The following is a 12,238-nucleotide window of genomic DNA, read 5'->3' on the forward strand; positions in this document are numbered from 1 at the left end:
TTTTCGATGAGTGGACCGACCGAACGAATTTATCGAGACCTCAGCCAATTGAACGAGGAAATCGCCGAACTCGCTCGAGGCTTCGATCGCACCTACACTGACTATTTAACCGCTTTGGGGCAGGCGATCGGCCAACAAGCGATCCTCGCAACCTATCACCTCTGCACCCACAGCTACCCCGAAGCGTTTTTACAGTTGTCGTTCGAGCGGCGACAGAAATTTCAGGAGACCTTACGAGAAATCGCCAAAGGAGTCGATCCGCTGCTACAGCGCGTGCGTCTCAGTGCGATGCTGCGCGTTCTCCAAGAAGCGGCCGCTGAGGAATTCGAGGACGACGAGGATCTCGACGAGGACGAGTTTTCCGATGGCGACAACGAAGACGAAGATCTCGACGACGACGAAGAAGAAGAGGAGGACGACGACGAGGAACTCTTTGCTGAAGAATTTCAATCCCTCGAGCTATCGTTGATGGATTTAGAGAGTTTTGACAGCGTCCCGACCCTATCGCAACATCAGCCGATGACGCCACAATTTCTGTTGCGATGGCAGCAGGCGCTCGAGGCGGGAATCGTGCAGATTTTGGCGACGATCTCCAATCAAATCAACCAACTGCTCCGAACCTATAAAGTCTTACCGCCCAATTTACCGCCGCCGTTACTCGAGGCGGCCAGTCAAGCGGAAGCCACCTCAGAAAGCGTCTCGGGGCCGCCGAACGTGTTGAGCTTGCTCATCGAAACCGAAACCTCCAACGAATCGGCACCGAGCAACGTGATGCAATTGACGACGGTTCACCTGCGGCTGTCTGAAATCGAGTTTGCCGATACTCAGGTCAAGAGTGTGCGCGATCGCCTGCGTCAGCTCTCCGGACAACTCATCAAACTCGGAAAAGCCTATCAGAAGAAGCAACGAGAGCGGGCAGTCATCGAAGCTGAGTCGGCCTGGCGATCGAGTTGGTTCGACGATTGAGTGCGAGACGGTTGCGGGTGGGGCGTTTAATTCTCGTCGCCAAAATTAAACAAGCGGAAGAAGCGATCGAAAATAAACAGGTTCCCGATCGGGCGCACGATATTACTCAAGGTATCTGAGACGGCGGTAAACGTATTGCGTCCGACTAAGATAATGTCGTCGTTCTGCAAAATCGGGTTAGTTTCTTCGTTGACGCGATCCTCGAAATCTACTGAAATACGACGGCGAGATACCGTTCCGTTGGGATTGAGGCGGATGAGCGTAATGCGACGGCGAGCGCGAGCGGTGTCGAACCCTCCCGCCGCGAGAAGGGCTTCGTTAAGTGGCGTGTTGGGGGGAACCTGAATCGTTCCGGGGCGCGCGGCTTCTCCGACGACGTTTACATCGATGGCGTCGGGAGAAAAGCTCGCCGAGGCGATGGCCAGAGCTTCGTCGGGTGGAATTTCGATCGCCGTCGGAACCAGAATCGAGTCCCCCGATTGCAAAATCGGATCTCGATCGAGATCTCCCGATTGCAGCATTTCCCACAGGTCGAGTTCGATGGTTTGCGTTCCGGCTTGGGTGCGTCGGTACAGCGTAATGTTGCGAATGTCCGCCAACGCCGTAATTCCGCCAGCCGTCTCGATCGCTCGAGTCAGGGTGGGGGGCGTTCCGTCTCCCGCGACGACGTGCGGTCCGGGTCGAAAGACTTCCCCGACGATGGCAATTTGGAGCGGTTCGGCGGTATCTGGGGCGAGGTTTGTCGCTTCTAAGCGTCTCGAGAGTCCCGGCTCGAAGGTTGTGAGGGTGGGAACGATGACGCGATCGCCGTCGAGGAGAACCGGATCGCGATCGAGATCGCCGTTTTCGATCAGTTCCCACAGATCGAGAACCATCGTTTGCGGTTCGGGAGTACTGCGTCGCAGTTGAACTCGAGATAAGTCCGCCGCTTGGGTAATCCCTCCGGCGGTTTGTAACGCTTGGGTGAGAGTGGGAAAGCCGCTGTCTCCTGAAGGGGCGATGGTGTAAGCCCCCGGACTGCTGACTTCTCCAGATACGGCGATGCGAAGGGGACGGGGAGCGGTTAGGTCGAGGGTGACGATCGGACGGCGCAGAATGCGAGCGTATCGCTGGGAGATTACGTCGCGAGTTTGGCTGAGGGTGAGACCGCCGACGTTGACGGAGCCGATGACGGGAAGGTTGAGGGTGTTTTCGAGGGTGACGGCGTACTCGCCGCTGTAGTCGGGAACGCCGAAAATCGTAATTTGCAGGCGATCGCCGCCTCCAAGGGTATAGGTGGGGGTTTTCGGCGGCGAGGTCGTTTCGGGGAAGGATTCGGGGGGACGATCGGGAACGGGTTGCGATCGCCTCGGTTCGGGAAATTCGACGGGAGACTCGGGAGGAAAAGACGGCAGGATCGAGGGTAAAACGCCCTCGCTGTCTCGTTCGTTTTCGCGGTCGTCTGGGTTTTCGACTTCGCGATCGATTTGGATTTCGATTTCTTCGTCAAAATAGGGCAAGCTGGGCGGTTGCGACGCTTCTGTGGCGATCCCGAAAGTACTCCAACTGGCAGCGGTTGCGAAGACTCCCAGGAGCGACTGTCGAAATTGTGGGCGATCGCCCGGAGCGTGACTCCCACAAAGCCAGCCAAAACAACGCTTCATAGTTACATTAGAACGTTTTTTGCGATCGAACTCGTGTGGAACTGCGATCGTCGCGATTAAAATTGTAGTCCAGGCAGAAAAAATCTGCGATGTGGCTGTTTTTCAGTCTATAGCAACCCTAAATCAGTTGTATAACAAAATTGAGACAAAAAGGGAATCGGGAACGAGGAACGGGTAACGGAGAACGGGGAATCAGATTTTTTCTGGTGTTTTAATTTTTGACGACCCATTTGGGACTGCTATAATTGTGAACTTGAAGAAGTTTTCACCAGATCCCCCCTTAGCACCCCAAAAAAGAGGAGGTGGGGGATAGCAGGGCTTGTCAGGTCGAGCAAAACCAGTATTTGAGATTCGGATTCTGTATCACCCCATCATCTCCTCATCCCATCACTAGCGACTGGCGATCGCGAACTTTACACTTGTTGACAATTCTACTGATTAGTTGTAAAGTAATTTATAGATTGCAAAAAGTTCTCAATCCCAATTGTCAGACGCGCCAGGGCGTCCAGTCGGCTTATACTGTCCGAACTGGCGCGTTTTCTGGATATTTCATTCTCGATCGCCCGCCTTCTTAATAGGAAATTTTATAGATTAACGACGGGCGCATGGAGGATCGCGATTCAACTTGCGATCTAAATATCGATGCAGTGCCATATAGGAGGAAAGTTATGGCTGAGAGTTTACCACTCGAACAACCGGATATGTCACGCCGTCAACTGCTGAATTTCCTAACGGGGGCGACGGTCGCGGCTGCTGTTGGCGGTGCGGCGTACCCCGTCGGGAAATACTTCACGCCCCCGGCTGAAGGGGACGGAAGCGGCGCACTCGTCGCCAAAGACAAACTCGGGAATATCATTCCCGCTTCGCAAATTCTGTCTCAACCCGTAGGAACCCGCGCCCTGATTTCAGGATTGGCGGGAGAACCAACCTATCTCATCGTAGAACCGGGTCAAAAACTCAACGAGATGGGCATTGTGGATAACTGCACCCATTTGGGCTGTACTTTCCCCTGGAACGACACCGCCGCAGAGTTCCAATGCCCCTGTCACGGTTCCCGCTACGACGGTCAGGGGAACGTCTTGCGCGGTCCGGCGAACCGTCCGTTGAAATTGGTGAAAGTCGCCATTCGCGACGATCTCATCTGGGTTGCCCCTTGGACGGATCTCGATCCGCGCACGGGTGCGACGCCTTGGTGGGCTTAAGTCAGTGAAGCGTGAAGCGTGAAAAGATCCCCGGTTGGGTAAGCTCAACCGGGGGTTTTTGTTAGTTTCCGATGAAACAGAGGGCGTCGGGGTTGTTGGGACAGAGTTGGCGGGCGACGGGGTTTCCGTGGACGAAAGCCCGCTCTAAGTTGGGTAGGGCGTAAAGTGGGTTGACGTTGCGGATTTGGTTGTTGCTGAGGGCGAGTTCTCGCAAGCCTGTCATAGACGAGAGGGGAGAGACATCGCTAATTTGGTTGAAATTGAGAAAGAGTCCTTCGAGGGTCGTTAGAGAAGAGAGAGGGGCGAGATCGACGATTTGGTTGGAACCGAGATAGAGGCGATCGAGATCGGTCATCGTCGAAAGAGGAGAGAGATCGCTAATCTGGTTCGAGTGAAGGAAGAGTTGTCGGAGGTTGGTGAGGGAGGCGACGGGGGCGACATCGACGATATCTTCATCGCCGAGAAGAAGCGTTTGTTGGCGCGCGAGAAACTCTGTAGCGAGATCGCAATCTTTCGTTCCCGCCCGTTCGAGAAGGACTTCGACCGTATGGGCGGCGTCAGCGGATAAGGTCGATCGATTGGCACACCAATCGGTGAAACTTTCGTAGGTTTCGAGTTGTTTGGACTCAACGGCGGAAGTTGCGAACTGAAGGCTTCCCAAAATCATTGTTAGTACGAAACCGACGAAACCGAACCGTTTTACGTTCATTGTCGTTACGATCGTCAAAAAAGAACTAAGGTATTGATACCATTGGTTTACGGCAAGCGATCGCAAATTTCCCGATTTTTCCTTGAGATTCAATTGGGATATATAAAGTGCGACCAAACGTTACCGTCAGTTCCCGCCTTTTCGATCAGATAGTTGTTGGGATAGAGTAACTTCGCGCCATAGGTGTTGGTGTATCCCGTCAAAGCGTTTCCCCAAGGGTCGTTGACGATGAGTCCCGAGGGAGTGTAGCCGATGACGGTGACGATGTGACCTGTTGCGGTAAAGTATCCCGGTAGAATGACCGGACGACCTTCGGCGATTTCCTTATCGATTTCCTTCCAACGGCAGTTCGTGCGGAAAACAGTACGGTAGCCGTAGGCGCGAATCATTTCTGAGAGGACGGCGTGGTTCGTCTGCGCCCCGACGCCGTAGCGTTGCACGATCCATTGAAACAGTTCTTCTTCGAGTTGAGAGCTGTAGGTGGGGCGCAAGCCGTAGTAATAAAACACCATCGCGATCGCCGTCGTGTTGCAGGTGGCCCAGGAATAGCTGGGGTTGTCCCGTTGCGAGAAATAGGGAACCCCGAGTTCCTTGCGATCGGGCATTTTCGGAAACAGGTCGATGGTGGTGCTGCCGCGACGAACCCAGGCGTGTTCGGCGAAAATATAGCCGGTGTTACCGTAACCGGGGAGTTCTTCAGTGAGGGCGGCTTTGATATGTCCGGCTTCCGTGGCGTAACTCGAGACGCCGTAAACCCGTCCGAGGGGAAGCGTGGTTTTGTCGCTGCTGGGGAGTTGAGAACTTTCGACGGGGCGACGTTTGAATGCCGTTTGTTGCAAGATAGTAATCGTGAGCGCCTCGGGATCGTAAGGTACAGATTTCCCCTGACGCAAGAGTTCCACGTGGTTGGCGTAGACGTAACCGACGTTGCCGAAACCGGGGATGGATTCGGCCAGGGTAACGCGGAAATGACCGGCGATGGAGGCGTAGCCGAAGACTCCGAAGGTTTGGCCTTGCAGCAGTCGTGTTTTGCGGTTGGCGGGTAAACTGGACGCCGAATCGGTGGAAACTTTGATGTGGGTGGTTTCTGTGACCAACAGTTGGCCGGTGAGGGGTTGTTCGGGAACGTTGGCCACTTGAAACACGAGGATGCGATCGCCCTTTCGCAGTTGTACGTGGGGTTCGTAAAAATAGCCAAACTCGCCGACAGGGGTGAGGGAGGTTTTCAGGCGAACTTGTAAATGACCGTAAACATAGCCGTAAGAGCGCACCGGTAGAACCGTATCGGCGGGGATTTCGATAGCCCGATCGATATCCAGGCGATCGGAATCGATGGGTGCCACTTTAAACCAAGTATCCCGTACCGTTCGGATCGTGAGTTCTTCGCCGAGGGTGAGGGGATCGGTACTGACCGTAATATAGATAATTTGGTGGTCTACAGCTGCACCGCTGCGGTTGGTGGCCTTCAGACGCAGCCAGCGCAATCCCGCTTCCTGAAAGCCGCGATCGAGCCGAACGACCCAAGTTCCCGCCGTCGAATTCGCCGTGACGGGAAGCGCGTGTTTGTCTTCTGCAACGACAGACACCGTCGTCACCTGGTTTGGATCGAAGCGTCCCGAGAGGGTCGTCGGTTGACGGACTAACACCTCCGTCGGTCCCGTGTAATCGAGAGTTGGGGAGAGACTCAGCGGTTCGTCACCCCGTTTGAATTCCACGAAATCGGGAAACAGATATCCCGTGTTGCCGAAACCGGGAAAGTTTTCGGTCAGGGCGACTTTGATGTGGCTGGCTTCCCACTGGTAGCTGGCGACGCCGTAAATGCGGGTGGCGGGAAGTTGGACGTATTCCGATTCGGGAAGTAGCGACGAATCTGTGGGACGTTTTTTCAGCGGCGTATCCCGTAAAATCGTGACGGTTACTGCTTGGGGATCGTACGGCAACCACTGTCCGTCTTTATTGATGCGAACGTGTTGGTTGTAGAGATAGCCGACGTTGCCGAAACTGGGAATTCCCATGCCTTCTTGCAGCGTGACGCGAAAATGTCCGTTGACGCAGGCGTATCCGGTAATGAAGAAGACTTGTCCTTTGAGGAGTTCGGCTTGCTGCGTCGGCGGTAGCAGCGTCGAACTCTCGGGCATCATTTTAATTTTCGTGTCGCGGGTAATCCACAACAGATGAGTTCCCGGTGGGGCTTCGGGAAGGCGGTTTTCGTTGAATTGCAGGGGCAGACCGCCGACGTACAGTTGGATGTGAGGTTGGTAGAGATAGCCGAAGGTGCCGACGGGGGAGAGGCGATCGTCGAGTTCGACGGCGATATGGTTGCCCCGTAGGGTGTAGCGGTTGGCTTCGAGAGTCGTACCACCCTCGACGCGAATTTTTTGGGTGTCGTCCAAACTCGAGGAGTCTAGGGGGGCGGCTTTAAACCAAGTTTGTTGGAGAACTTGGACTTGAAGGGAGTCTGCCGTGACGAGAGGTTGCCCGCTAACGGTCAGGTAAAAGGTTTTGGTCTCGAGAACCGTTCCGTTGGCGTCCGCTCCCTTGAGGGAGAACCAGCGAACTCCTGCGGTGTTCAGACCGCGATCGAGCTTGACCTGCCAGGTTCGACGACTGGGATCGAGCGTGACGGGAAGCGGATATTTATCTTCTGCGGCGACAGAAACTTTCGCAATCTGTTGCGGGTCGTAGGTTCCCGTGAGGACGGTCGGTCGCTCCACGAGAATTTCTTGCGGACTGGAATACGTCAAAACACCCATAAGGAGCGCGAAGAATCGAGAGTTGAATCCATTCTACCTCTCGATTCTTCACTGCTGGAACGGATCGGGCGTTCGACTAGGAGACGATCTCTAATACGTCTTGGGCGTGGCTGGAGGTGTTGACCTTGTCGAAGACTTTGGCGATTTTGCCGTCGCTGTCGATAATATAGGTGACGCGCTTAGCGTAGCCACCGCCTTCTACGTCGTAGGCTTTGGTGATGGAACCGTCTACGTCGGCCACCAGTTGGAAAGGTAAGCCGTATTTTTCTGCGAACTGTTTGTGTGAGGCTTCGTCGTCCATGCTGACGCCGAGAACGACGATGTCTTTCCCTTGAAATTCGGGATAGGAATCGCGGAAGCCTTGGGCTTCTTTGGTGCAGCCGGGGGTGTCGTCTTTGGGGTAGAAGTACAGAACGACGGTTTTTCCTTTAAAGTCCGAGAGTTTAACGGTGTTGCCGTTGGTGTCTTTGGCAGTGAAATCGGGAGCAACAGAGCCAGTGGATAGTGTCATGGAAGCTCCTTACAAAACTTAATATTTTCTCTTGTATCGTATCATTCTTGACGGAATCGTGCAGAATCCCGACCGAGATTTGGGGGTTTCGTTCCCCGAGAGAGCCGGAAATCGAGCCTCCTAAGAATTCCCAGCTTCTGGCGGGGAACCCGAGCCAAAAAATAGAGGGACGTTGCGCTGCAACGTCCCTCCGGTGGGATTTAAAGGAAGATGTCAAAGAACGAGCCGCCCGACTTATGCCGACATCGCTTGAATGATGTAGTCGAAGTAAGGGGCTGTTTCCTCAGCATCTTCAGAACTTAGCAACGCCAAGGACGCGTCTTTTAGGCAGCGCATGGCTTCCACCATTCCCGGCATGGGAACGCCCAGAGCGTTGTACATTTCCCGCGCACCGATAATTCCGATGGTTTCGATGGGTTCTTTGTCGCCTGCGAGGACGCCATAGGTCACCAGACGCAGATACCAACCGTAATCGCGAATACACTGGTTGCGTTCGCGGTTGCCGAACGCGTTACCGCCAGGAGCGATAAAGTCGGGGCGACGCTTCCACAGTTCTTGACTCGCCTTGTTCACGATTTTTTTCTCGTTTTCAGCGAGAGTTTCGACAATGCGAAGCCGCTGTTCGCCCGTTTTAAAAAATGCTTGGATGCCCTTCAGCTCGCCGCTGCTGGGGTAACGGAGTTCGTCGTCGGATTTTAGAATAACTTGACTAACAACGCTCATGGTTTATAGAAATCGTCTCAAGATACGAATACTATAGGTAGTTTAGCGACTTTGCGACTCTCAACGAAATAAATGTCAACAATACAGCCGTCGGATAACACGCTTTGGCAACAAGGGCAATCGATCGCCCTCGATATTGAGGATCTCGCCGATAGCGGGGATGGTGTGGGCCGTTGGCAGCAGCGGGTGGTGTTCGTTCCCGATACGGCCATCGGCGATCGCGTGTTGGTGCGTTTGGTGCGGGTGAAACCCCAGTACGCCAGGGGTAAGGTTCTGGAACTGCTCGAACCCTCTGCAAACCGACAGCGACCGCCTTGTATTGTTGCAGATAAGTGCGGCGGTTGTCAGTGGCAACACATCGAGTACGGGGCGCAGTTACAGGCGAAACGCCAGCAGGTGGTACAGGCGATCGCGCGGATTGGCGGCCTCGAGAACGTTACTGTCAACGAGGTTCTCTCGACGGGGGAGTCTCTGGGATATCGCAATAAGGCGACGTATCCGATTCAGCGATCGCCTACGAAACAGATTCGGGTGGGGTATTTTCAAAAAGGAACTCACAAGCTGGTTAATTTGAATCAATGTCCGGTTCAGGACGATCGCCTCGATCCGTTTTTGGCGCAAATCAAACAGGATATTCAGGCACGGAAATGGTACGTTTACGACGAGAAAAGTAATAAAGGCGAAGTGCGCCATCTGGGATTGCGAGTCGGACGGCGCACGGGAGAGGTGCTGTTGACGCTGGTGTCGCGATCGACGGAGTTACCGGGGTTGGAAGCGCAAGCGAAAGCCTGGTTGCGGGAATATCCCGAGTTGGTGGGGGTTTGCGTCAATATCAATGGAAAACGCACGAATCGGATTTTTGGTGAGAAAACGGAGTGCATCGCTGGAGAGTCGTTTTTGACGGAGGAGTTCGCGGGGTTGCGGTTTCGGTTGGGTGCGACGGCGTTTTTTCAGGTCAATACGGAGGCGGCGGAGTTAATTTGGCAGGAGATCGATCGCGAGTTGGATTGGAACGGTGAGGAAACGGCGATCGATGCTTATTCTGGAATCGGGACGTTTTCGCTGCCGTTAGCCCGTCGGGTGCGTCGGGTTATCGGTTTGGAAATTCACGAGGATTCTGTCAAACAAGCGCGAGAAAACGCTCGATTAAATGACTTGACAAATACGGAGTTTTATGCAGGTAAAGTTGAGTCGTTGTTGGGGGAGAATTCGCCGATTTTCCAAGGGGAACCGGAACTGAAACCGCATTTGGTGTTACTCGATCCGCCGCGTCAGGGATGCGATCGCTCGGTGTTGGAGGCGTTGTTACGACTGAGGAGCGATCGCATTGTTTACGTCAGTTGCAAACCGGCGACGTTGGCGAGGGATTTAGGGATATTGTGCGAGTCGGGAGTGTATGCGATCGATCGGATTCAGCCGGTGGATTTGTTTCCTCAAACGGCGCATATTGAGGCGATCGCGTTTTTACACAAAACGGAACAGTAATCTGTGAAGTTTCTCGGTGTTCCGGTGTCGTTGGCGTTCGAGACTGAAGGTTACAATTCAAGTCAGTGCGGGAGGGCGATCGATGTCCGTAACGGTACAGTCAAAACAGTTTACATTGGCGGACTATCACCGTTTAGTCGAGGTGGGATTTTTCCGCGAAGGCGATCGCACTGACTTCTTCAATTTGGCTCAAAACGGGTGCATCTCAAAACTGTAAATTTATCAAATTGGAGTCTCTGCGGTGAATTGAGCTGTTGTTGGGTTTCGCTATCGCTCCACCCCTGGACGGCAGCGTTGCCGAAGTCTAACCTACCCCAGACTCATATTTTTACAAAAGTGAGATGCACCTCTCAAAACCTCTTCAACCCAGGCTTTCAGATATTCTTCAATCTCTTTTTTATGCGTTTTTCTAGCAAATTAATTAAATTTCCAGTGTCCAAATCCACGAACACTTCATAATAATTTTCTTGTCCTTTCACAACGGCAATTTCGTCAATCTCCAATTGTTTCAGACCTTGAGGCTTTTTTTGAATTAGCTATTTTCCTAAATCTTTGAGCATTGTTTCAATTTCTCGTTCGCTTAGTCCATATTTTCGAGCGGTTTTGCTGAGAGTTCCTTCTAAAGTTTCTTGCACAACTTTCTGGCGAAATCTTTTTGTATATGTTCGCTTTTTGGGAATGGCTTCTAAATCTTCGCTAAACTTCTTTCCACAGTTTTGACACTTCATTTGTCGGCGGTTAACTTGCAGGTAAACTGATTGTTCCATTAAAGGCAAATCTCTGACAACATATCGATGATTTTGGTGAAGTTTACGGGTGCTTTTTCCACATTGGGGACAGGGTACTGCTCTGGGTTCATGTTCGATATAAAGGGTGATTCCTACTTGTTCTATAAATTGATAATCTTTTACCTTCATTCCGTCTAAATTGAGGAGTTTTGTCATTAGTTTTAGTTCGGGGTTAGAAGGCATTTGAGTTCTCCAATTATAGATCGAGTCTAAATAATTGCATTTACTCTACACCAATTAATCGCTCTATGTCAAGTCCTGCAATCTTTACAGAATTTCAGCTTTGAATTTTAAATATCAGCATTGAGGTTAAATCAATATTTTTTTGCATAATAAAATCGAAAGAGCCGTAATTTCTGTAACTTTGAGCTTAGGAGTTAGCTTTCTATGATTTTTTTTAGATTAATTCTACATCTTAAGTTCGGAAGATCCATATTTTGTTTAGATTTCAGGAGATCGATCTAGTCAAGTCGTTGAAAGCATTGGGTTTTGTTTGTTTTGGTAAAAGTTGTCAAACAAATCAAGAATGGTAAACTCGAAACGAGACTCAAAAATCTAACTTTAACGACCAGGCTGCACGAACTCACATTCCAACCTTTTATGAATGCGATCGCTCCTATCGGTACTTAAACAAATTTCAAGCCCAAACCAAGCCAAAACGCGCTTTGTGAGCGGCAAACAGGTCTCGATTCTCGTTCAGCCATGCCACAAAACGAAAAGACATGGCTGTCCGAAAAGCCTCTAAAGCATCTACAAAAGTTTCCAAAGGTTGGTTCGCCCACTTCCTTCGTAAACCGCCCGTCAACTTATGCCAAAGGATAAAAGTGTGGGTCTTCGGAGTTTGTGGTTATAAATGTATAGCATGATACAAAAAATTGAAGATTCGAGAGCCAAAACCCTTGAAATCTCGTGAAGTTAGTTTTTCTGTCACCCTAAACTCCGAAGAGCCAAAAGTGTAGGCACAAAATACCAAAATTAAATGCCGCTGTAAACTCTTCAAACCTCTCGCCTGGCATTCCCTCCAACCCAACCATCCTTTGGCTTCCCGATAGAAGACTTCTACCCAGTTTCGCCCTGAGTAAGTGTTCACGACCCATTCGGCAGTCACTTTTTCGGAGTCTTCATTCGTGATAAAATAATCAATTTCTGTCGCGTCCGCATAAGAACTTGCATTCATGACGATAGCAAAGGTTCTTTCTCCTTGTAGACGTGACAGCTCTGCCGTACCCGTCGCCACCCACAGGGTTTTGGGCTTGTTTAAATTTAGAGAAACTGGCGTAAAGTCCTCTCCTGGTAAGCTTTTGGCATATTCATCAAGGCGAATCTTTTGCCAATTTTCTCCCGATTGATTCAGCCAGATTTTCCGATTTTTGGCGACGGCTCCTAGATACTTCAGTCGGCGAGATTCGAGTCCCTTTAAAAAATTTGTGTTGTTACCATAGCCGGCATCCATGAGGA

The 12,238-nt window shown here is 51.7% G+C and carries 10 protein-coding genes and 2 pseudogenes; 4 read left to right on the forward strand and 8 right to left on the reverse strand.

Annotated features, from left to right (window positions below; genetic code table 11):
- Nucleotides 1-6 precede the first annotated feature (6 nt).
- On the forward strand, nt 7-966 hold the full coding sequence (locus tag GEI7105_RS38835) for a hypothetical protein (protein WP_026097946.1): 960 nt from the start codon (nt 7-9) through the stop codon (nt 964-966).
- Between the two features lie 26 nt (nt 967-992).
- Here the strand turns inward: GEI7105_RS38835 and GEI7105_RS0124895 are convergent, their stop codons facing one another.
- The gene (locus tag GEI7105_RS0124895) at nt 993-2,609 is read right to left on the reverse strand and encodes an SLBB domain-containing protein (RefSeq protein ID WP_017663115.1); all 1,617 of its coding nucleotides are present in this window, start codon (nt 2,607-2,609) and stop codon (nt 993-995) included.
- A gap of 668 nt (nt 2,610-3,277) precedes the next feature.
- Between GEI7105_RS0124895 and petC the strand changes: the two genes are divergently transcribed.
- Nucleotides 3,278-3,811: a cytochrome b6-f complex iron-sulfur subunit gene (gene petC / locus GEI7105_RS0124900; protein WP_017663116.1), complete on the forward strand. Its 534-nt coding sequence runs from the start codon at nt 3,278-3,280 to the stop codon at nt 3,809-3,811.
- 61 nt (nt 3,812-3,872) lie between these two features.
- On the opposite strand, the gene GEI7105_RS32420 is transcribed toward petC, so the two are convergent.
- The 4 genes from GEI7105_RS32420 to GEI7105_RS0124920 all read right to left on the reverse strand — a co-directional run bounded on the left by GEI7105_RS32420 (nt 3,873) and on the right by GEI7105_RS0124920 (nt 8,507).
- Nucleotides 3,873-4,520, reverse strand: coding sequence for a leucine-rich repeat domain-containing protein (locus GEI7105_RS32420; RefSeq protein WP_017663117.1), 648 nt, complete (start codon nt 4,518-4,520; stop codon nt 3,873-3,875).
- Between the two features lie 89 nt (nt 4,521-4,609).
- Entirely contained in the window at nt 4,610-7,273 is a 2,664-nt protein-coding gene (locus GEI7105_RS0124910; RefSeq protein ID WP_017663118.1) for a C39 family peptidase, read from the reverse strand.
- A 76-nt stretch (nt 7,274-7,349) separates the two neighbouring features.
- Complete coding sequence (locus tag GEI7105_RS0124915) at nt 7,350-7,784, reverse strand: peroxiredoxin (RefSeq protein WP_017663119.1); 435 nt, start codon at nt 7,782-7,784, stop codon at nt 7,350-7,352.
- A gap of 234 nt (nt 7,785-8,018) precedes the next feature.
- On the reverse strand, nt 8,019-8,507 hold the full coding sequence (locus GEI7105_RS0124920; protein WP_017663120.1) for an allophycocyanin subunit alpha-B: 489 nt from the start codon (nt 8,505-8,507) through the stop codon (nt 8,019-8,021).
- Nucleotides 8,508-8,579: 72 nt separating this feature from the next.
- Here GEI7105_RS0124920 and rlmD point away from each other — a divergent pair, with 72 nt between their 5' ends.
- Nucleotides 8,580-9,992 (forward strand): 23S rRNA (uracil(1939)-C(5))-methyltransferase RlmD, encoded by a 1,413-nt coding sequence (rlmD, locus tag GEI7105_RS0124925; RefSeq protein ID WP_017663121.1) that lies wholly within the window; start codon nt 8,580-8,582, stop codon nt 9,990-9,992.
- A gap of 82 nt (nt 9,993-10,074) precedes the next feature.
- Nucleotides 10,075-10,209, forward strand: a complete 135-nt coding sequence (locus tag GEI7105_RS40630; protein WP_017663122.1) for a hypothetical protein — start codon at nt 10,075-10,077, stop codon at nt 10,207-10,209.
- A 319-nt stretch (nt 10,210-10,528) separates the two neighbouring features.
- On the opposite strand, the gene GEI7105_RS32425 is transcribed toward GEI7105_RS40630, so the two are convergent.
- The 3 genes and pseudogenes from GEI7105_RS32425 to GEI7105_RS32430 form a co-directional block, all read right to left on the reverse strand.
- A complete protein-coding gene (locus GEI7105_RS32425; RefSeq protein ID WP_017663124.1) occupies nt 10,529-10,963 on the reverse strand; it encodes a transposase family protein in 435 nt (144 codons plus the stop codon).
- Nucleotides 10,964-11,417: 454 nt separating this feature from the next.
- Nucleotides 11,418-11,606 (reverse strand): annotated as a pseudogene (locus tag GEI7105_RS37890) (IS701 family transposase); the annotation flags it as partial.
- 129 nt (nt 11,607-11,735) lie between these two features.
- Nucleotides 11,736-12,238 (reverse strand): annotated as a pseudogene (locus GEI7105_RS32430) (transposase); the annotation flags it as partial.

The sequence above is a fragment of the Baaleninema simplex PCC 7105 genome, assembly GCF_000332355.1.
GTDB classification, from domain to species: Bacteria; Cyanobacteriota; Cyanobacteriia; order Cyanobacteriales; family Geitlerinemataceae; genus Baaleninema; species Baaleninema simplex.

What these genes read in the sequence shown, in the direction of transcription:
- GEI7105_RS38835 (WP_026097946.1), top strand. Translation starts at nt 7, where the DNA reads ATGAGTGGACCGACCGAACGAATTTATCGAGACCTCAGCCAATTGAAC.
- GEI7105_RS0124895 (WP_017663115.1), bottom strand. Translation starts at nt 2,609, where the DNA reads ATGAAGCGTTGTTTTGGCTGGCTTTGTGGGAGTCACGCTCCGGGCGAT.
- petC (WP_017663116.1), top strand. Translation starts at nt 3,278, where the DNA reads ATGGCTGAGAGTTTACCACTCGAACAACCGGATATGTCACGCCGTCAA.
- GEI7105_RS32420 (WP_017663117.1), bottom strand. Translation starts at nt 4,520, where the DNA reads ATGAACGTAAAACGGTTCGGTTTCGTCGGTTTCGTACTAACAATGATT.
- GEI7105_RS0124910 (WP_017663118.1), bottom strand. Translation starts at nt 7,273, where the DNA reads ATGGGTGTTTTGACGTATTCCAGTCCGCAAGAAATTCTCGTGGAGCGA.
- GEI7105_RS0124915 (WP_017663119.1), bottom strand. Translation starts at nt 7,784, where the DNA reads ATGACACTATCCACTGGCTCTGTTGCTCCCGATTTCACTGCCAAAGAC.
- GEI7105_RS0124920 (WP_017663120.1), bottom strand. Translation starts at nt 8,507, where the DNA reads ATGAGCGTTGTTAGTCAAGTTATTCTAAAATCCGACGACGAACTCCGT.
- rlmD (WP_017663121.1), top strand. Translation starts at nt 8,580, where the DNA reads ATGTCAACAATACAGCCGTCGGATAACACGCTTTGGCAACAAGGGCAA.
- GEI7105_RS40630 (WP_017663122.1), top strand. Translation starts at nt 10,075, where the DNA reads ATGTCCGTAACGGTACAGTCAAAACAGTTTACATTGGCGGACTATCAC.
- GEI7105_RS32425 (WP_017663124.1), bottom strand. Translation starts at nt 10,963, where the DNA reads ATGCCTTCTAACCCCGAACTAAAACTAATGACAAAACTCCTCAATTTA.